19 protein-coding genes are annotated in these 19,641 nt (G+C 70.5%); 9 read left to right on the top strand and 10 right to left on the bottom strand.

Translation table 11 applies throughout. The features are described 5' to 3' along the window. Positions 1–50 precede the first annotated feature (50 nt). Together YWM_RS0113485 and YWM_RS0113480 are read left to right on the top strand one after the other, a co-directional pair. The gene (locus tag YWM_RS0113485) at positions 51–2,324 is read left to right on the top strand and encodes a sigma-70 family RNA polymerase sigma factor (protein WP_028851175.1); all 2,274 of its coding nucleotides are present in this window, start codon (positions 51–53) and stop codon (positions 2,322–2,324) included. Positions 2,325–2,430: 106 nt separating this feature from the next. Next, complete coding sequence (locus YWM_RS0113480) at positions 2,431–2,940, top strand: GtrA family protein (RefSeq protein WP_028851174.1); 510 nt, start codon at positions 2,431–2,433, stop codon at positions 2,938–2,940. Here the strand turns inward: YWM_RS0113480 and YWM_RS0113475 are convergent, their stop codons facing one another. Together YWM_RS0113475 and YWM_RS0113470 are read right to left on the bottom strand one after the other, a co-directional pair. Beyond that, positions 2,941–4,215: an ATP-binding protein gene (locus YWM_RS0113475; RefSeq protein WP_028851173.1), complete on the bottom strand. Its 1,275-nt coding sequence runs from the start codon at positions 4,213–4,215 to the stop codon at positions 2,941–2,943. Between the two features lie 15 nt (positions 4,216–4,230). After that, positions 4,231–4,935: a response regulator transcription factor gene (locus YWM_RS0113470; protein ID WP_028851172.1), complete on the bottom strand. Its 705-nt coding sequence runs from the start codon at positions 4,933–4,935 to the stop codon at positions 4,231–4,233. 56 nt (positions 4,936–4,991) lie between these two features. On the opposite strand from YWM_RS0113470, the gene hisN reads away from it, so the two are divergent. After that, positions 4,992–5,789: a histidinol-phosphatase gene (gene hisN, locus YWM_RS0113465; protein WP_028851171.1), complete on the top strand. Its 798-nt coding sequence runs from the start codon at positions 4,992–4,994 to the stop codon at positions 5,787–5,789. Here hisN and YWM_RS0113460 read toward each other — a convergent pair. The 7 genes from YWM_RS0113460 to YWM_RS0113430 form a co-directional block, all read right to left on the bottom strand. After that, positions 5,769–6,098 (bottom strand): hypothetical protein, encoded by a 330-nt coding sequence (locus tag YWM_RS0113460; RefSeq protein ID WP_028851170.1) that lies wholly within the window; start codon positions 6,096–6,098, stop codon positions 5,769–5,771. The genes hisN and YWM_RS0113460 overlap by 21 nt on opposite strands. Further along, positions 6,095–8,359 carry a glycohydrolase toxin TNT-related protein gene (locus YWM_RS26195; RefSeq protein WP_028851169.1) on the bottom strand — a complete coding sequence of 755 codons (2,265 nt, stop codon included), beginning with the start codon at positions 8,357–8,359 and terminating at the stop codon, positions 6,095–6,097. Before YWM_RS26195 ends, YWM_RS0113460 begins: the two co-directional genes overlap by 4 nt. Before the next feature lie 3 nt (positions 8,360–8,362). Beyond that, positions 8,363–8,692, bottom strand: a complete 330-nt coding sequence (locus tag YWM_RS0113450; protein WP_028851168.1) for a hypothetical protein — start codon at positions 8,690–8,692, stop codon at positions 8,363–8,365. Next, positions 8,689–9,093, bottom strand: a complete 405-nt coding sequence (locus tag YWM_RS23600) for a YbaB/EbfC family nucleoid-associated protein (RefSeq protein WP_052344875.1) — start codon at positions 9,091–9,093, stop codon at positions 8,689–8,691. Before YWM_RS23600 ends, YWM_RS0113450 begins: the two co-directional genes overlap by 4 nt. Positions 9,094–9,401: 308 nt before the next feature. Beyond that, entirely contained in the window at positions 9,402–10,343 is a 942-nt protein-coding gene (locus tag YWM_RS0113440; RefSeq protein ID WP_043661035.1) for a hydroxymethylglutaryl-CoA lyase, read from the bottom strand. A 4-nt stretch (positions 10,344–10,347) separates the two neighbouring features. Continuing rightward, positions 10,348–10,905 (bottom strand): PH domain-containing protein, encoded by a 558-nt coding sequence (locus YWM_RS0113435; protein WP_028851166.1) that lies wholly within the window; start codon positions 10,903–10,905, stop codon positions 10,348–10,350. A gap of 102 nt (positions 10,906–11,007) precedes the next feature. Then, positions 11,008–11,814 (bottom strand): biotin--[acetyl-CoA-carboxylase] ligase, encoded by an 807-nt coding sequence (locus YWM_RS0113430; protein WP_028851165.1) that lies wholly within the window; start codon positions 11,812–11,814, stop codon positions 11,008–11,010. Between the two features lie 73 nt (positions 11,815–11,887). Here YWM_RS0113430 and YWM_RS0113425 point away from each other — a divergent pair, with 73 nt between their 5' ends. The 5 genes from YWM_RS0113425 (at position 11,888) to YWM_RS0113405 (ending at position 16,699) form a co-directional block, all read left to right on the top strand. Beyond that, positions 11,888–13,528, top strand: a complete 1,641-nt coding sequence (locus tag YWM_RS0113425; RefSeq protein ID WP_028851164.1) for an acyl-CoA carboxylase subunit beta — start codon at positions 11,888–11,890, stop codon at positions 13,526–13,528. Further along, entirely contained in the window at positions 13,525–13,743 is a 219-nt protein-coding gene (locus YWM_RS0113420; RefSeq protein ID WP_028851163.1) for an acyl-CoA carboxylase subunit epsilon, read from the top strand. The genes YWM_RS0113425 and YWM_RS0113420 overlap by 4 nt, the downstream gene beginning before the upstream one ends. Positions 13,744–13,905: 162 nt before the next feature. After that, the gene (locus YWM_RS0113415) at positions 13,906–14,433 is read left to right on the top strand and encodes a DinB family protein (RefSeq protein ID WP_052344874.1); all 528 of its coding nucleotides are present in this window, start codon (positions 13,906–13,908) and stop codon (positions 14,431–14,433) included. A 140-nt stretch (positions 14,434–14,573) separates the two neighbouring features. After that, positions 14,574–15,197, top strand: coding sequence for a Maf family protein (locus YWM_RS0113410; RefSeq protein WP_028851161.1), 624 nt, complete (start codon positions 14,574–14,576; stop codon positions 15,195–15,197). Positions 15,198–15,361: 164 nt separating this feature from the next. Next, complete coding sequence (locus YWM_RS0113405) at positions 15,362–16,699, top strand: dicarboxylate/amino acid:cation symporter (RefSeq protein WP_028851160.1); 1,338 nt, start codon at positions 15,362–15,364, stop codon at positions 16,697–16,699. Between the two features lie 64 nt (positions 16,700–16,763). Here the strand turns inward: YWM_RS0113405 and YWM_RS0113400 are convergent, their stop codons facing one another. After that, positions 16,764–17,468, bottom strand: coding sequence for a hypothetical protein (locus YWM_RS0113400; RefSeq protein ID WP_156914770.1), 705 nt, complete (start codon positions 17,466–17,468; stop codon positions 16,764–16,766). Positions 17,469–17,814: 346 nt separating this feature from the next. Between YWM_RS0113400 and YWM_RS0113395 the strand changes: the two genes are divergently transcribed. Beyond that, positions 17,815–19,605 carry an acetyl/propionyl/methylcrotonyl-CoA carboxylase subunit alpha gene (locus YWM_RS0113395; RefSeq protein ID WP_028851158.1) on the top strand — a complete coding sequence of 597 codons (1,791 nt, stop codon included), beginning with the start codon at positions 17,815–17,817 and terminating at the stop codon, positions 19,603–19,605. Positions 19,606–19,641: the final 36 nt, after the last annotated feature.

The raw sequence follows: 19,641 nt of genomic DNA, 5'->3' as shown, positions 1-19,641 counted from the left end.
TGTGCGCGCAGCACAGTAGCGGAGCGCCCGACTGGGAGGAGGAGAACCCCGTGACGACCGCACCAACTGGGGGTGCTGAGGCCCAAGGCCCCAGTGACGCCGAGCTGATCGACGCGGTGCGTAAGGGGACCATCTCCGCCTACGGGACGCTGTACGAGCGGCACGTGCAGGCCGCGTACAACCTCGCTCGCCAGCTGGCCAGGTCGAGCGCGGAGGCCGACGACCTGGTCGCGGAGGCCTTCGCCAAGGTGCTGGACACGCTGCGGGCGGGCAAGGGCCCCGATTCGGCCTTCCGCGCCTACCTGCTGACGTCGCTGCGGCACGCCGCCTACGACAAGACCCGCAAGGACAAGCGGGTCGACCTCAACGAGGACATGTCCGAGGTCAGTGGCGCCCTGGGCGCTGCGCTGACCGTGCCGTTCTCCGACACCGCGGTCGCCGGGCTGGAGCGCACGATGGCCGCGCGGGCGTTCGCGCGGTTGCCGGAGCGTTGGCAGGCGGTGCTGTGGCACACCGAGATCGAGCAGCAGTCGCCCGCGGAGGTCGCGCCGCTGATGGGGCTCACGCCCAACGGCGTCTCCGCGCTGGCTTACCGTGCCCGCGAGGGTCTCCGGCAGGCCTACCTGCAGGTTCACCTCGCCGAGACCACGGCCGACCGGTGCCGCGCCACGGCGGACAAGCTGGGCGCGTGGACCCGCGACGGGTTGTCCAAGCGCGAGCGCGCCCAGGTGGAGAACCACCTCGACACCTGCGACCAGTGCCGCGCGCTCGCTGCGGAGCTCGCCGACGTCAACGGTGCGATTCGCGCCGTCGTCGCCCCGCTGGTCCTGGGCGGCGCCGCACTCGGCTACCTGGCCCTGGCCGGGGCCGCGAAGGGATCTGCGGCGACCGCAGGCGCAGCAGCCGCCAGTGCCGGAGCGGCTGCCGCCGCCGGGTCGTCCTCGGGCGGTGCGGCGTCTGCCGGTGCGGCCGCACCTCGCCAGCTGCTCGGCGTCGGCGCCTCCGGTGCTGCGGTGGTCGCTGCGGTGGCTGTCGCGCTCGCGTCCGGCGGGCCGGATCCTCTGCCCGCAGCGCAGCCGCAGCCGCAGGCCCAGCCACCCGCGGCGGAGTCGCCGCAACAGCCGCCCGCCGCCAAGCCGGCGCCGCCGAACGAGCCGCAGCAGCAGCCGCCGCCTGCTGGGCAACCGGAGTCGCCTCCCGCGTCGGATTCGCCTGCTCCGCCCGCCCCGCGACCGGAGCCGCCGCCGCCCGAGCAGCCGCTGCCCGCGGACATCTCGGTGGCCCCACCGGGTGGCAGCCTCGAACTCACCCCCGGTGGCGGCCCGACCGACTTGCCCATCACCGTGCGCAACGACGGTGGCCGCAAGTCCAAGCCGGTGATCGTCACGCTGAACCTGCCGCGCGGCGTCACCGCGGTCGACCCCGCGGGCGGCGGTGGCAGCACGGCCGGCCGCACCGCGTCCGTCCCGCTCGCCTCGGCCCCGCAGGCCGCGGCCAAGAACCAGTACGTGAAGTGTCCGGGTGGTTCCGGTCAGGTCACCTGCCGCACCCCGGACGGCCTCGAACCGAGAGAAGCCGCCACGCTGGTGTTCCGGCTGGTGGCGGATTCCTCGGTGCGGAACGGGCAGATCACCGGCACGGTGTCCAGCGGGTCGACCACCACGCTGAACATCCGCATCCCGGTCCGGGTGGAGGCGAAGGACGGCGTCACGCTCGACGCCCGCGCACACGGCTGGCACTTGGCGGCCGAGGTGACCAACAGCGGCGAGACGACCAAACACGCCACGGTCACGATCAACCGCCCGATGCTGATCAACGACTGGTCCGGTCTGGACTTCACCTGCCTCAGCGGGCCGAGCGCCACGACGTGTTCGAGCAAGCGCGCGCTCGAACCGGACGAGAAGGCCTACCTGCTGGTCCCGCTCTCCCACGGCGGCTTCCCGAACAACGTCACGGTCGCCGCCCGCATCGGCAGCGCATCGGCCTCCCGGACCGTCCGCCCGTGGTGCTTCTTCGGTTGCTGGCCCGGGCTGCTGCCGGACGCGGTCCCGCAGTCCGAGGCGCCGTCGACGGATCCGGTGGAGTCCTCCACGCCGGAGTCGGTCGAGCCGAGCGAGTCGCACCAGCCTGCGCCGCCGTCGAGTTCCACCGAGTCGCCGTCGTCGACGCCGGAGGGGCCCAGCAGCGGCACGCCGAGCCAGTCGTCGTCGCCGCCGAGCACGACGACCACCACGAAGAAGCCGCCCGCGTGGGAGCGGCCGAACCCCAAGCCGCGGTCGAACCGCGACGCCGAGCGCATGTTCCGCGACTGGCTGCACTGGTGACGCAGACCGGCGCAGAGACGAGGGCCATACCGTGTCCGCCCCAACACGGCCTACACGGCCCGGCCCATAGACTGCCCCGCGTCACCGTTCGTTGGGAGTCAGTGCCGTGACCGTCGTGGAGAGCTTGCTCGCGCGCGTGCCGGAGCCGCTGCGCGGGGTGCTGATCAAGCACCGGGAGAAGCTCAAGTTCGCGGTCGTCGGCGCCACCACGTTCGTCATCGACAACGTCGTCTGGTACGCGCTCAAGCTCACCGTGCTCGAGGAGAAGCCGACGACGGCGAAGGCGTTCGCCATCGTGGTGGCCACCATCGTGTCCTACATCCTGAACCGGGAGTGGTCGTTCCGCACCCGCGGGGGCCGCGAACGGCACCACGAAGCGGCGCTGTTCTTCCTGGTCAGCGGTGTGGCGCTGGTGGTCAACCTGATCCCGCTGTTGATCTCGCGCTATGTGCTCGACCTCGAGGTGCCGCACGTGGCGCGGTGGGTTCAGGAGGTGGCCGACTTCACCGCCGGATCGATCATCGGCATGCTGCTGGCAATGGTGTTCCGGTTCATGGCGATGCGGAAGTGGGTCTTCCCGGACGAGTTGGGCGGCAGGCGCAACGACGTGACCTGATCACCGCGGATGGCCGCTTCTCAACGGCGGCTCGCTCAGATCGGTCGACTTCGGCACCAGCAGGAAGACGCTGAACGTGGCGGGCCGCGGCGAAGCGAGCTCCAGCCGTCCGCCGTCCGCCTCGGCCAGTGCCCGCGCCAGCGCCAGGCCGACCCCCGTGGATCCGACACCGGAGACGCCGCGGTCGAAGATGTGCGGCGCCAGGTCCTCGGGGACACCCGGCCCGTTGTCACTGACCGACACCACGACACTGCCGTCCCCGGCGCGCGCGGACAACGTGACGGTGCCCGCTCCGTGCCTGCTGGCGTTGTCCAGCAGGACACCGATGACTTCCCGCAGGCGGGCCGGGGTCGCACGGGCGATCAGGCCCGCCGGGATGCGCAGCTTCAAGCCGCGGTTCTTCGCGGTGAAGACCGGCCCCCAGTGGCCGGCGATCTCGCGCAGCTGCGCACCGACGTCGACCGGCTCCGCACCGGCTTCCCGCGCGGCGCGCGCGGCCGCGAGCAATTCGTCCAGCGCCGCGGTGAGCTGATCCGCCTGCTCCTGCGCCGCCCGGGCGTCCTCGACCACGTCGCTGTCCGAGTGCGCGGTCAGGGCGTCCAGGCGCAGCTGCAGCGCGGTGAGGCGGCTGCGCAGCTGATGGGACACGTCGCCGACGAACTGCCGCTCGCGGCGGATCAGCGCCGACAACGCCTCGGCCGACGCGTCCAGCGCCTCGGCGATCATGTCCAGCTCCTGCATGCTGTAGCGGGCGGCATCCGGCCGGAAGTCACCCGCGCCGAGCCTGGCCGCGCGGGCCGAGATGTTGCGCATCGGCCGGGCCAGCCTGCGGGCCGTCACGCCGGCCACCACCATGCCGGTGCCCACCGACAGGATCGCGAGCAACACCACCGCGATGGTGACCTGGGTCTGCCGCGTCCGTACCGGCTCGGCGGGGATGGTCAACTGCACCTGACCGCCGCCGCCCAGGTTCGCCGTCTCCGCCAGCACCTCGCCCTGCGGTCGGTCGCCGTAGTGGTATTCCTGCCCGTCCTGGCCGCGCACCAGCAGGAACCCGTCTTCCGGGATGGCCAGCCGCACCTGGCGGGTGTCGATGACCTCACCTGCGGCGATCGTGTTGTCCAGACTCTTGGCGATGCGCTGCGCCCTGGTCGCCAGATCCTCTTTCGCCAGGCTGGACACCAGCTCCCACGCGGTGAATCCGAGCGGGATACCGAGCGCCGCTGCCGTGACCGCGACGGCCAACAAGATGGCGAGCAGGATGCGGCGATGCACGGGGCTAGTCTGGCCTCACTCGACGTTGAAGCGAAAGCCCACGCCACGCACCGTGGCGATGTGTTCGTTGTCCGCCGGCTGGGACCCCCTGGTGCCGCCCTTGCCGTCGATGTCCCCGGAGGCGATGGCGAGCTTGCGGCGCAGCCACGAGACGTGCATGTCGAGCGTCTTGGTGGTCTTGGAGTCCAGGTCGTTCCACACCTCGGCGAGGATCTCCTCCCGGCTGACCACCTGGCCCGCGCGGCTCATCAGCACGCGCAGCAGTTCGAACTCCTTGTTGGCCAGCTGCACTTCGACCCCGTCGACGGTGACCAGCCGGGCGGCGAGATCCATCCGCACCCCGTTGGCCTCCAGCACCTCGGGGGCCTGCCTGCGCAGCAGCGCGCGAATCCGGGCCAGCAGCTCGGCCAACCGGAACGGCTTGGCCACGTAGTCGTCCGCGCCCGCGTCCAGACCGACCACGAAGTCGACCTCGTCGGTGCGCGCCGTGAGCATCAGCACCGGCAGCTCCGCGCCGCGCGCGCGCAGCCTGCGGCAGACCTCCAGGCCGTCCATCCTGGGCAGGCCGAGATCGAGCACGATGAGGTTCACCGGACGCTGCTGGGTCACCTCCAGCACACTCGGCCCGTCCGTGACGACCTCGACCACGTACCCCTCGCGGTCCAGCGCCCGCGACAACGGCTCGGCGATGGCGGGGTCGTCCTCGGCGAGAAGAACCATGCTCACGGCCATTACCATACGGCGACCTGTCGATTACGGCGTGCGAGGATCTCAGCGTGACACGCGCCTACACCGACGACATCGATCTGGCCAAGCGGCTCGCGGACGTCGCGGACGCCATCACCGTCCCCCGCTACACCTCCCGTGACCTCACGGTGCGCACCAAGCCGGACCGCTCTCCGGTCACCGACGCCGACCTGGCGGTGGAGGAGGCGATTCGCGGCGTGCTCGCCACCGAGCGACCGCAGGACGCCATCGCCGGTGAGGAAGGCGGAGGGTCGATCGGCGCGGGCCGCACGTGGGTGCTGGACCCGATCGACGGCACCAAGAACTTCCTGCGCGGCGTGCCCGTTTGGGCGACGCTGATCGCACTGGTGGACGACGGGAAGCCGGTGGTGGGGATGATCTCCGCGCCGCTGCTGGGCCGCCGGTGGTGGGCCGACGCGGGTGGTGGCGCCTGGGTCGCCGATCCGTCCGGCCAGCGGCGGTTGCGGGTCTCCGCGGTGGCTGAGCTGTCGGACGCCTACCTGTCGACCACGAACCTGAACACGTGGGACGAGTACCACTCCAAGCAGGCTTACCTCGATCTGGTCGCCGCCTGCTGGGAGAACCGGGCGATGGGGGACTTCTGGTCGCACTGCCTGGTCGCCGAGGGCGTGATCGACATCGCGGCCGAACCGATCGTGAATCCGTGGGACGTGGCGGCCGCGCAGATCCTGGTGACCGAGGCCGGTGGCCGGTTCACCGACCTGACCGGGGCCGAACGGTTCGACGGCGGCAACGCGCTGTCGACCAACGGGGTGCTGCACGACGCGGCGCTGCGGGTGTTGTCGTCAGGACTGGTCGACCGGTGACTTCGTCGGCTCGGGCTCGGGCAGCAACCCGACCGCGCCGCGGGCGACCTGCGACCACGCCAACCGCCCGAACAGGTAGTGGCAGGCCACCTGCTCGTTGGTGAAGCTGGCCCAGTCGTAGCGGTTGCCCTGCTCGCGCCAGAACACCTCCCAGGCGGCGACGGTCTTCTCCACGCCGGACTGCTCGTCCTCGACCACCCGGTCGGTGCGCAGCAGGCACCACGTGTTGTCCGCTTCCTTGCCGATCGAGATCACCTCGAGCGGCACGCCGATCGCGTCCAGCCAGCTCGGGAGTGACTCCATGTTCATGCGCTGCCTCCCGGTTGCTCCCCGGCGTCGGTGTCGGTGAGTTCGTCGGTGACGTCCCGCAGAAACCCGAGCACCACGAGGTCATCGGCGGGATAGACGGTCCGGAATCGTTCGGCGCCGCCCGGCTGACCGAACCACGGCGCCACGATGCCCCGCCACACCGGCAGCGGCCGCAGCACTGCGTAGCGCCGATAGCGGAGGTGCGGCCCGGGTGGCGGGAGGGATCGTTTGCGATACGCCGTGCCGTCCGGGTGGAAGACCCGCCCGCGTGGCTCGCCGAAGCGGTCGATGATCGTGCCGGGCTCGAGCAGCACGGGCACGCCGGGCTCGGCACAGCCCTCCGGAAAGGCTTCCCCGGGCGGCCAGGCGTACTCCAGCGGCTCACGGTCAGCTTTGACCAGGTAGCGGCGCTCCCATTCGGCTTCGTTCGAGTCCGCCAGCGGGTCGTAGTCGTCGAACAGCGGCGCGAGCGCAGGATGGTCCAGGTCGAGGCCGGGTGAGGCGGCCGCCCGCTCCGGCAACACCTCGGCGTCGTCGAAGACCGCCGACTCCGGGTGGTCGTGCGGCGGGAAGCGCAGCGCGGCTGGCGCATCCGCTTCTCCGGTCGGGATCGGCAGCTGGCGGCTCGGCTCGCTGGTGGCCTTGGGCAGGTGGCCGATCGGGAACATGTGGACCCGGAACAGTGCCACGATGCTGGCCCGGTCCTTGCGCGGCGTGCCGTAGGCGGGTTGTTCCGGCGCGGGCCGTGGTTGCGGTTCGGGTTGCGGTGGCGCGACGCCGGACTGCTGGCCGCGCGCCGACACGTTCGGCGCCTGCGATGCCCCTGCCGTCCAGGCTGCCGGGGGCGGTGTGCCGGGACGTGCTGCCGGGTTGCCGCCTGCGGCCACCCGGGCGATGCCACCGGCCTGCCTTCCGGGTTGTTGCCCTGCTTGGGACGGGTCGCCGCCGACCACGCCGGGCATCGCGGGTGGCGGGGCACCACCGGGCGCCGGCATGGGCTGGCCGATCGGCCCCGCAGCGGGTGGCAGGGGTCCGCCCACCGGCGGTGCGGGCGGCTGGGCCATCGGCGGCACACCACCGTCGACGAATCCGGCCAGCGACGTCTGACCTTGGGGTTGCGGCGGCATCGGGACGCCAGTGCGTGGGGTGGGCGCCTCCATCCATGCCGGGAGCCGGTTGCCCATCGGCGGGGTCAGCGCGTCCGGTCCGCCATCGGGGACCGGTCCCCCGGTGTGCGGTACGGCCTCGGAGATGTCACCTCGAGCTTCCTCGACATGCTCGCGGAGACCCTCGACGCCTTCGCGCACGTTGTCCGGAACGCGATCTGCGTGCCCGGGCGCGTGGCCCCGGACATCCTCAGCGTCTTCAAGAACTTCGGCGCGGATGTCTCCGGCGGCTTCGTGCACGGCGTCCCGGGGGTGCTCGACACCTTCGCGCACGACGTCCCCGGCGTGCTCGACACCTCCGCGCACGACGTCCCGGACTCCCCCGACGCCTTCGTGCACGGCGTCCCGGGGGTGCTCGACACCTTCGCGCACGACGTCCCCGGCGTGCTCGACACCTCCGCGCACGACGTCCCGGACTTCCCCGACGCCCTGGCGAGCGTCTTGTCGAAGGTCGGTGACCTCGTCCTCGACGTCGTCCCACTCGTCCTCGACGGTTTCGGTCACCGCGTCGGTGGCGCCGATGACTGCCTCGAGCAGCGAGCCGGTCCCGTTGTGGCCCGGATGGGGCGACACCACCGACGACGTGGTCACTTCGCGTCCGGTGTCCGCGACCGCGTCGGCCAACGACTCGGTTACCGCCGTGACGTTCGTCGACACCGCCGACCGCAGCGTCTCCAGGCTGAGCAGCGCCTCCGGGTGACCGCCGTCCGCCGCGGCAGCCGCCGCCTGCTCCGTTCGTGCGGCGTCGACCAGCTGGCGGACGATCTCGACCTTCGCCGCGCCCACCTGCCGGGCGGCATGGTCCAGCCGGTCGGCGGCCCGCTCGGCTTCCTGTGCCGTTCCGGTCAACAGCCCGGAGTCCGCGGCGACGAACGTCGACCATTCCCGTCCGGCTTGCTCGGCGGCCTCCCCCGCCATGCTGGACACCGCTTCCGCCGCCGTGGAATCCGCGTCCGTCGCCAGCGCCCGCAGACCCCGTGCGGCTTCCCGCCAGGCATTCGCCTGCTCGTGCAGCGCGTCCTCGTCGGCCTCCGGCCACTTCGCGCCGACCCGGCCGGCGATGTCGGCCAGCTCCGCAGGAAGCTCGATACCCACGGGTCAGACCTCCCCGAGCTCGCGGTCGATGCGGGCTGCGCCCTCCGCGGACTCGTCGTCGGTCGACCGGTAGGTCTTGGCCGCGTCGCCGAACTTGTCCCCCATCGAGGTCAGCTGCGCGCTGATCTCCTCCAGCCGCTGCATGGCCCGATTCGCGGCGTCGACGTGCGCACCGGCGAAGCGCTCTCCGATCTCGTCCGATCCCCACGGGGCCTTGCCGTCGACGGCCGCGCGCAGGTCGTCCGCGATCCGCTTCGCGCGCTGGGCGTGCTCGCTGAAATCACGTGCCCGCGACGCGAGGCGCTCGACGTCAGCTCCGTGATCGGGGTTCATCGGCCTTCCCCACTCGAGTCGGCAGCACCGTCATGATGAGCACGCAACTCCGCCGGGGAAAGGTCGGCCGTGCCGAGCAGCAACGCCTCCGGATCGACACCCGACGGCAACGCCGGCGCCAGCGCCGCACTCGCTTCGGCCACGGCGGTGGTCGCGGCCCGTTTGGTCAGCCGGACGATCTGCTCGGCGAGTTCCGCGGGCGAGAACGCCTCGTAGGCCTGCTCGGTGATGGTGAGCGCGGTCAGCGTGCCCCGCGGGCCCACGGTGGCGGTGACCGAGCCGTCGGACGATCTGGCCGTCGCGATGATCTTGCTCAGCGTGCGGTGGACCTCGGCGAGCTGTTCCCGGCCGCGCCGGTAGTCGGCGAGAAGCTCATCGACCCGCGCTCGGTACTCGGTCACGGCGCCCTCCCGGTCCCAGTGGCGTCCCTGCAGTCCCTGTCGAGTCGATCGACGGCGCCCCGCCCCTGGGACGGCGCGGTGCGCGATCCGGTTAGACGCTAACGCACCACGCTCGGTTCCCACGGGTTTTCGTTCGTGCGCCGATCGTGATCAGGACTACGTCCCGGACGCCCCGGCAGGCCGCCGCCGAGCCACGCAATCGGAGCCTGCGACGATCCACCGGTCGCGGCAAGGCCGCCGCGGCCCAGCACCCACCCCGACAGCACGAGAATCCCGGCCAAGTTCGTGCGCGTCGCCCTGTGCCGGGCTCATTCAGCCAGCGCACGCACGACGCGAGACGGCGTGGGCCTCCCCAGTTGCTCGGCCATCCACGTGCTGACCCGCACGAGCGCGTCCAGGTCCACGCCGTGCTCGATCCCCAGCCCGTCCAGCATCCACACCAGGTCCTCGGTGGCCAGGTTGCCGGTCGCCGACTTCGCGTACGGGCACCCGCCGAGACCACCCGCCGACGAGTCGACCGTGGTGACGCCCAGCCGCAGCGCGGCCGCCGTGTTGGCCAGGGCCTGACCGTAGGTGTCGTGGAAATGCACCGCCACCGACTCCACCGGCACCCGCTGCGTCACCGCCGCCAGCACCGCCTCGACGTGCCCCGGTGTCGCGACGCCGATGGTGTCGCCCAACGACAGCTGCCAGCAGCCCATCTCGTGCAGCCTGCCTGCGACGTCGGCGACCTGCTCCGGCCGCACATCGCCCTCCCACGGGTCGCCCCAGCACATGGAGACGTACCCGCGCACCCGCATGCCCGCCTCCTTCGCGCGGGCCAGCACGGGCTCGAACAGCCCGAACTGGCCCTCGAGGGTGTTGTTCAGGTTCCGCTCGGCGAACGTCCGGGTGGCGCTGGCGAACACCGCGATGTCCTCGACGCCGGCCTTCACCGCGCGATCCATGCCGCGCTCGTTGGGCACCAGCACCGGGTAGCGCACACCGCTGCGGCGTTCCAACCGCTCGAGCAACTGCTCGGCATCGGCCAGCTGCGGGACCCACTTCGGATGCACGAAGCTGGTCGTCTCGATCGTGGTCAGCCCCGCATCGGCCAGGCGCTGCACGAACTCGAGTTTCACGTCGACGTCGACCATCGACTTCTCGTTCTGCAGTCCGTCGCGCGGCCCGACCTCCCAGATCGTCACCCGCTCCGGCAAGCTCGCCGAGCGATGCACCGACGGCAAGCCGACGTCCCGTGCTCCGGCCACTTCGTCACCGTCCCCTGTGCGGGTACTCCTGCGTGCCTTGCGGCCCCTGTTGCTCGACCCCGTAGTCGTCGTACGGGTTGTCGTTGAGCTGGCGGTAGATCCACGTGTGGATCTTCTCCACCTGCGGGATGTCCTCGAACTGCAACGGCTCGTCGGAGGCCGACTCGATGATCAGCGTGCCGCACCCGAAGATCCGGTCCAGCAGGTCGTGCTCGAACCGCACGCTGTTGATGCGCGCCATCGGGATGTCGATACCGGTGCGCTTGAGGACGCCCTCCCGTGCGATGACCCGGTCGGTGGTCACGACGAAGTGGGTGGTCCGCCAGCGCACCAGCGGCGTGAGCACCAGCCACACCAGCAACACGAGGCCGACGACGACGACGGCGATGAGCGCGACCATGTCCCACGGCGGGGACGCGTCGCCTGCCAGCACACCGAGCCAGATGGCCACGGCGAGCAGCAGCGCGCCGAACAACAGCGGAAAAATCAGCATCTTGAAGTGCGGATGCTTGTGCGTGATGATCTGCTCGCCCTCACTCAGCAAGCCCTTCGGGTAGCCCACCTCAGCACGCTCCTGTTTCGTGTTCCTGGCAGCTCACTCACCGTATCCGTTTCCGCGCCCGGCGCAGGCTGCAACCCGATAAATTCGCCGGCGCGTCAGTGATCAGCGCACATGGACGACGTCACCGGCGAACACCGTGGTGGTCGACCCGTCGGCGGTACGGACGACCAGCTGCCCCGTGCGGTCGATGTCGACCGCCTCCCCCTCGAGTTCCCCGTCCGGCAACAACACCCGGACGCGTGAATTGAGCGTCGCGCACGCCGCACGATAGGCGTCCAGCAATCCTGCCGCCGACAGGTCACCGCCGGCTGCCCGCCACGCCTGCTCCCGTTCGTGCAAGGCGTGCAGCAACGACGTGGTCAGCGCCGTCCGGTCCGGATCCCGCGCGCCCGCTTCCGCCAGTGACACGGCGCGTAATCCGCCAGGTCCGGGCTCAACGTCGCCGAGCGGGTGGACGTTCAGCCCGATGCCCAGCACGACGGCGGGCTCCGGCGCGTCATGCACCAGCTCGGAGAGCACACCGGCGAGCTTGCCGTCGCCCGCGAGCATGTCGTTGGGCCACTTCAGCACGGCCTCCACCCCCACCGACCTGGCCACTTCGAGCACCGCCAACCCGGCGACGACGGCCAGCGAGCCCAGCCGCTCCGGGGCGACACCGCTCGGCCGCAACAACACCGACAGGTAGATCCCCGCGCCCGGCGGCGACGTCCAGCTCCGCCCGCGCCTGCCCTGGCCGGACGTCTGCTCCTCGGCGAGCAGCACGGTGCGATCGGCCGCGCCCTCCGCGGCTGCGACCCGCAAGTCGGCGTTGGTCGACCCGGTCGAGGCCACCACGTGCACCGCGGAGTACGGACCAGCTGGGGCAAGCAGCGCGGCGCGCAACGCGGCCGCGTCGATCGGCTCGGACATGTCGCAAAGCCTACGGTGAGATGGCCTACGTCACGTGCTGAAAATGCGTGAACTGCCGTTAGGCTCGCAGGCTATGAGTTCTGCGACGGAACCGATCGGCAACGTGCCGGAAACCGAGCCGGACATCCACACCACCGCGGGCAAGCTCGCCGACTTGTATCGGCGCAACGACGAAGCGGTGCACGCCGGCTCCGCGCGAGCGGTGGAGAAGCAGCACGCCAAGGGCAAGAAGACCGCGCGAGAACGCATCGACATGCTGCTCGATCCCGGCTCGTTCGTCGAACTCGACGAGCTGGCCAGGCACCGGTCGACCAACTTCGGCCAGGACCGCAACCGTCCGTACGGCGACGGCGTGGTGACCGGCTACGGCACCGTCGACGGCCGTCCGGTGTGCGTGTTCTCCCAGGACGTCACGGTCTTCGGTGGCTCGCTCGGCGAGGTGTACGGGGAAAAGATCGTCAAGGTGATGGACCTGGCGATCAAGACCGGCAGGCCGATCATCGGTATCAACGAGGGCGGCGGCGCGCGCATCCAGGAAGGCGTGGTGTCGCTCGGCCTGTACGGCGAGATCTTCCGTCGCAACACGCACGCCTCCGGTGTCATCCCCCAGATCTCGTTGATCATGGGAGCGAACGCCGGCGGGCACGTGTACTCGCCCGCACTGACCGACTTCGTGGTGATGGTCGACCAGACCTCGCACATGTTCATCACCGGCCCGGACGTCATCAAGACGGTCACCGGTGAGGAGGTCACGTTCGAGGACCTCGGTGGTGGTCGCACGCACAACACCAAGTCGGGCAACGCGCACTACCTGGGCACCGACGAGGAAGACGCCATCGCCTACGTCAAGGAGCTGCTGAGCTACCTGCCGTCGAACAACCTGGACTTCCCGCCGGTGTTCGACGCCCCGCAGCCCAGCGGCCAGACCGTCGCCGACGACATCACCGACGCCGACCGCGAGCTGGACACGCTGATCCCCGACTCGCCGAACCAGCCCTACGACATGCGCGAGGTCATCGAGCGGGTGCTGGACGACGGCGAGTTCCTCGAGGTGCACGAGCTGTTCGCGCCGAACATCGTGGTCGGCTTCGGCCGGGTCGAGGGCCATGCGGTGGGCATCGTCGCCAACCAGCCGACCCAACTGGCCGGATGCCTGGACATCAACGCGTCGGAGAAGGCCGCCCGCTTCGTGCGGACCTGCGACGCGTTCAACATCCCGGTGCTGACGTTCGTGGACGTGCCGGGCTTCCTGCCCGGCACCGATCAGGAGTGGAACGGCATCATCCGGCGCGGCGCGAAGCTGATCTACGCCTACGCCGAGGCCACCGTCCCGCTGGTCACCGTCATCACGCGCAAGGCGTACGGCGGCGCGTACGACGTCATGGGTTCCAAGCACCTCGGCGCGGACATCAATCTGGCGTGGCCGACCGCGCAGATCGCCGTGATGGGTGCGCAGGGCGCGGCCAACATCGTGCACCGCAAGACGCTGATGAAGGCGGCCGAGGAAGGCAAGGACGTCGAGGCGTTGCGGCAGGAGCTGATCCAGGAGTACGAGGACACGCTGTGCAACCCGTATGTGGCGGCCGAGCGTGGCTACGTCGACTCGGTCATCCCGCCGTCGTACACGCGTGGCTACGTGGCCCGGGCGCTGCGGATGCTGCGTGAGAAGCGCGAGTCGTTGCCGCCCAAGAAGCACGGGAACATCCCGCTATGAGCGAGGAGAAGAAGCCGTTCCTGCGCATCGTCCGGGGTACGCCGGACGACGAGGAGCTGGCCGCGCTGACCGCCGCGCTCGCTGCGGTCGCGGCAGGCGCCCAGCAGAAGGACGAACCGAAGCCCCGGTCGGCGTGGGCTGATCCGGAACCGCGGTTGCGGCAACCGCTGCGGCCCGGGCCCGGTGCGTGGCAGGCATCGGCCCGCAGCCGGTAGCGCGGCATCGCACCAGCTCGCACGTCGTGGCGCGGCGTCGCACCAGCTCGCAGGTCGTGGCGCGGCGTCGGCCCGTCGCAGGCGGCGAGCACTCCGGCCGAATCGGCACAAAACCCCAAAACCGGTCGCTACTCGCCGCCGTTGCCGTTATCGTCCGCGCTTATGTCTGACACCCAGCCCGGCAGGCCGCGGGATCTCATCAACTCCGTGACCGCCGCGGACGAACGGAAGATGCTCGAAGCGTTCCTCGACTACCTGCGCGGCGCCGTCGTCCGCAAAGCGCGCGGAGTGTCCGAGGAGGACGCCCGCCGGAGCCCGGTCGACAGCGGAACCTCGATCGGCGGACTGGTCAAACACCTGCGCTGGGTCGAGCACGAGTGGTTCGCCGTCCAGCTCACGCAGACCCCGCGGGAAGAGCTGGAGACGCCGCCGTGGGTCGAGGACCCGGAGGCGGACATGCGGCTCGAGCCGGACGAGAAGATCGACGAGGTCATCGACGCTTACGAGGCCCAGTGCGAGCGCTCCCGCGAGATCGCCGCGGCCTACGAGCTCGATCACGCGGTCACGCTCCGCAGCGGCAGATCGATGACGACACGGTGGGCCTACCTGCACATGATCGAAGAGACCGGTCGGCACGCCGGGCACTTGGACATCCTGCGCGAGATGATCGACGGCACCACCGGCGACTGATTTGTCGACAAATCGTCGAGTTAATCTTGGCGAACGCGGCCGCAGGCGGTGACCCCGCGCGCCCGAGAGCCCAACCCGGACCGCCGACCCTGCCACCGCAACGGCTGGGCGGGCACCGGGGCGGCTTAGACTCCGCACTCATGCAGTTCGTGCTGGCCTCCGCATCTCCCGCCCGACTTGCCGTGCTGCGCGCCGCCGGGATCGACCCCGTCGTGCGCGTGTCCGGGATCGACGAGGACGCCGTCGCCGCCGAGCTGTCCGACCCGACACCGGAACAATTGGTCGTGCGGCTGGCTCAGGCGAAGGCCGCCGCGGTCGCCGACGAACTGGCTGCGGAGGGCCACACCGGGGAGTCGGTGATCGTCGGCTGCGACTCGATGTTGTCGTTCGACGGCGAAGTGGTCGGCAAGCCGCAGACCAAGCAGATCGCCCGCGACCGCTGGCTGCGCATGGCGGGCAAGTCCGGCACGCTGATCACCGGGCATGCCGTCGTCCGGCTCGACGGCGACGTCCGGGTCAAGGAGGCCGCGGCGAGCAAGTCGACCGTGGTGCGCTGGAGCCGGCCGAGCGAAGAAGAACTCGCCGCCTACCTGGAATCCGGTGAGCCGTTGCAGGTGGCGGGCGCGTTCACCCTGGACGGCCTCGGCGGCTGGTTCGTGGAAGGCGTCGACGGCGATCCCTCCAGCGTCATCGGCATCAGCCTGCCGCTGACCCGGCGTCTGCTCGCCGAGGTCGGCATCCGCGTCACCGACCTGTGGGGATGACGGGAATTATTCCCGCTCCCGCATAGTGGGCGAACTGTCCACGCTCACCTGATCGGTGGACCCTCTATTGGGGCGCCTATCCGGCGTCCGGTTCACAGGAGGGCACCGTGTCACAGTCATCCGACCGGGAGAGGTCGTTTCTTCGCACCTACACCCGCCCACGCGTGTTCGGCACCGCAGTCATCTCCGCGTTGCTGCTCGGCGTGCTGGTCGGCGTCATCGCGCGCACCACGGAAACCACGTGGCTGAGTGAGGCGCTGGACGCCATCGGGTCCACGTTCACCACGCTGCTGCAGCTGGCCGTTCTTCCGTTGGTGTTCACCGCGATCGTCGTGGGCATCAACTCGCTGCGCCAGCTCGGCGGTGGCCGGGAAGCCGCGCGGCTGGGCGGCAAGACGGTGTTGTGGTTCGCCACCACATCGTTGATCGCCGTGCTGATCGGCATCGCCGTCGGACTGCTGTTCGACCCGGGTTCCGGTGGGCTGAGCGCGACACCGACCGAGGAGAACACCGCCCGCGCCGCCGAGAGCATGTCGAACTGGGGCTCGTGGTGGAGCTTCCTGGAGAGCCTGATCCCCAGCAACGCGTTCGCCGCGTTCGCCGAGGGCGGCACGCTGCAGGTGGTGTTCCTGGCTGTGATCGTCGGCGCGGCCGCCTACTCGCTCGGCGACAAGGCCAAGCCGTTCGTCGAGCTCAACGCCAGCGTGTTCGCCATCGTTCAGCGCTACCTGGGCTGGATCGTGTTGCTCGCGCCACTGGGCGTCTTCGGTCTGATCGGCGCCGCGACCGCCACCTACGGCGACGAGCTCTTCGGGCCGCTGGCCACCGCCACGGCCGCCGTCTACACCGGGACGCTGCTGGTCATGCTGGTCGTCTACCCGATCCTGCTGCGCTTCGTCGGCAAGGTCTCCCCGGCGCGGTTCTTCAGCAAGGCGTGGACCACGCTGCAGTTCGCGTTCGCGTCCCAGTCCTCCGGTGCCACGCTGCCGCTGACCAGGCAGACGGCGGTCAACCTCGGTGTGCCGCCCGCGTACGCCGGGTTCGCCGTCCCGCTCGGCAGCACCACGAAGATGGACGGCTGCGCGGCGGTCTTCCCCGCCATCGGCGTCATCTTCATCGCCAACATCTCCGGCATCACGCTGTCCGTCGGGCAGTACCTGGGCATCGTGGCGGCGGCCGTGTTCGGCGCGTTGGCCACCGCGGGTACCACCGGCTGGTTGACCGCGCTGACCCTGTCGGCCACCGTGGTCGGCCTGCCGCCGGAGCAGATCGCGCTGGGCATCGCGTTGTTCTACTCGATCAACCCGATCATCGACATGATCCGCACCGCCACCAACGTGGCCGGGCAGATCGTGGTGCCGGTGCTGGTGTCCCGCTCCGAAGGCCTGCTGGACGACGAGGTACTGAACTCGCCGACCACGCCGCCGCTACTGGACGACACCGGCACGGCGCCGTCTGCGAAGCGGGAACGGGATGCGGCTGCGGAGCCGGCAAGGGCATAAGCCACCATTGCGGATGAGGCGCCCCGGTGGGGACAGCACCGGGGCGCCTCTCTCGCGTCCATGCCTAGGGGCAGTCGCGCAGTTCCCAGTCGCTGAGCGCGATGTCCGGCCACCCGGGCACCTGCGTCAATGAGCTGTATGTCGCCGAGCATCCCAGTGGCGAGCCGTCCAGGCCGTAGACGTGCAGCCGGATGGGCACTTTCCTGCACAAGTGCCCCTGACCCGCGCAACCCGGCACCTTGGCCACTGCGACTTCCGGCGAACGGTCCCCGGTGATCTGCGCCAGGTCGACCAGCCCGGCCTCGGAGTAGTACGGCTGCTCGACCGTCGTCCACCCGCCACCGGTGCGCACGAACACTTCGCCGATGACGCCCCCGTCACTTCCGCCGCGGACCAAGCACGCGCTCGTCGGCCCCTGGAAACACGACAGCGACTTCTGCGTCAACCGCACGTCCATGTCCGCCAACGCGGTACCCAGCAGCGAGGCGCCGTCGGGTTCGAGGAAGCGCAATCGGCCGTGTCGGCCGTTGGCGTCCGCCAGCAGCTCCACGGTCGTCTGGCCGACCGGAACGCTGGTGAGCACCTCGCACGGGTTCTCCCCGCACTTGGCGGCCACGTCGTCGACACCGGCCACCGGCCCGGTCGTGGCGTCGGCCCGCGCGGATTCGGTGCGCTGCATGCGCAGCACGGCTGCGGTCGCCAGCGCGGCCACCGCCACCACGATGGCCACTACGACGGTCACTTTCACCGGACGCGGGGTTCGTCGCACAGCGTGACGATAAACGAGGACGGTGCGCGGTGCCCGCCACCGCGGGCCATCCGATCGGGGATTCACTTAGTGGGAGCTTCGCCACTTTGCCGAACGATCGTCGGGGCCGTGCAGCAGGCAACCACCCGGCACCCCAAGATCGTCATCGTCGCAGCTCAGCAAGGCTGTTCCGGCCAGAGCCGGCGTAGCGTCGACAGCAGCGGAAGGCCGTGCCGAGCGGGTGCGATGCGAGCGGACAGTGAGCCGTCTCTCAGCCACATCGCCCGTTGTGATCCGTACACTGCTCGCAGGCCACCACCGGGCTGCTGTCCGTGAGCAGCCGGTCGCAACGCTGCAGGAGGTAGGCGTGCCGCAGAGTTCAGCCCAGAATCTTGCCGGGCCGGTCACCAAGGTTCTGGTCGCGAACCGAGGCGAGATCGCCGTGCGGGTTATTCGGGCCGCGCGGGACGCGGGACTGGCATCGGTCGCGGTCTATGCCGCCCCGGACCGGGACGCGCCGTTCGTCCGGTTGGCTGATGAGGCGTTCGCGTTGGGCGGCAGCACGGCGGCGGACAGCTACCTGGTGGTCGAGAAGCTGCTCGAGGTGGCCGAGCGGTCCGGCGCGGACGCCGTGCACCCCGGCTACGGCTTCCTGTCGGAGAACGCCGACTTCGCGCAAGCGGTCATCGACGCGGGCCTGACCTGGATCGGCCCCTCCCCGCAGGCGATCCGCGACCTCGGCGACAAGGTGACCGCCCGCCACATCGCGATGAAGGCCGGTGCGCCGCTGGTGCCCGGCACCAAGGACCCGGTGTCCGGTCCGGACGAGGTGGTCGCGTTCGCCGAGGAACACGGCCTGCCGGTGGCCATCAAGGCGGCGTTCGGTGGCGGCGGTCGCGGGCTCAAGGTGGCCCGCACCATCGAGGAGATTCCCGAGCTGTTCGAGTCGGCCACCCGGGAGGCGGTGGCGGCGTTCGGGCGCGGTGAGTGCTTCGTCGAGCGTTACCTGGACAAGCCGCGGCACGTCGAGGCCCAGGTGCTGGCCGACCAGCACGGCAACGTGATCGTGGTCGGCACGCGCGACTGCTCGCTGCAGCGCAGGCACCAGAAGCTGGTGGAGGAAGCGCCCGCGCCGTTCTTGACCGACGAACAGCGGGAGAAGATCCACAGCAGCGCCAAGGCCATCTGCCGCGAGGCCGGCTATTGGGGCGCGGGCACGGTGGAGTACCTGGTCGGCCAGGACGGCGTGATCTCGTTCCTCGAGGTCAACACCCGGCTGCAGGTCGAGCACCCGGTGTCGGAGGAGACCACGGGCATCGACCTGGTGCGCGAGCAGTTCCGCATCGCGGCCGGGGAGAAGCTGCGGTTCACCGAGGATCCGCAGCCGCGCGGCCACAGCATCGAGTTCCGCATCAACGGCGAGGACGCCGCCCGCAACTTCCTGCCCGCGCCCGGCACGGTCACCACGCTGCGACTGCCGAGCGGCCCCGGCGTACGGGTGGACACCGGCATCGAGGAGGGCACCGTCATCGGCGGCCAGTTCGACTCGCTGCTGGCCAAGCTGATCGTCACCGGATCGGACCGGGAGAACGCGCTGGAACGCAGCCGCCGGGCGCTGGACGAGATGCAGGTGGACGGCATGGCCACCGTGCTGCCGTTCCACCGGCTGATCGTGCGCGACCCGGCGTTCACCGCCGAGGACGGCTTCACCGTGCACACCCGGTGGATCGAAACCGAGTGGGACAACACCGTCGAGCCGTTCGCGGGCGACGGCGAGGCCGGCGACGAGGAAACCGACGAGCGGCAGAACATCGTCGTCGAGGTCGGCGGTCGCCGTCTCGAGGTGTCGTTGCCCGCCGGGCTGGCGGCCACGGGCGGCTCGACGGCCACGCAGAAGGCCAAACCGCGCAAGCGTGGCGGCGGGAAGAAGGCCGCGGTCTCCGGCGACGCGGTGACCGCACCGATGCAGGGGACGATCGTCAAGCTGCCGGTGCAGGACGGCCAGCAGGTCGAGTCCGGCGAGCTGGTGGTCGTGCTCGAGGCGATGAAGATGGAGAACCCGGTCACGGCGCACAAGGCGGGCACGGTTACCGGTCTGACGTGCGCGGTCGGCGACACGGTCAGCCAGGGTCAGGTGCTGTTCGAGATCAAGGACTGACGGCGCAGCCAAAGTGGTTGTCAGGTCCGTACGATC

Origin of the sequence: Thermocrispum municipale DSM 44069, assembly GCF_000427825.1 — a bacterium.
Lineage (GTDB): Bacteria > Actinomycetota > Actinomycetes > Mycobacteriales > Pseudonocardiaceae > Thermocrispum > Thermocrispum municipale.
This window is presented reverse-complemented; position numbering and strand designations above follow the sequence as displayed.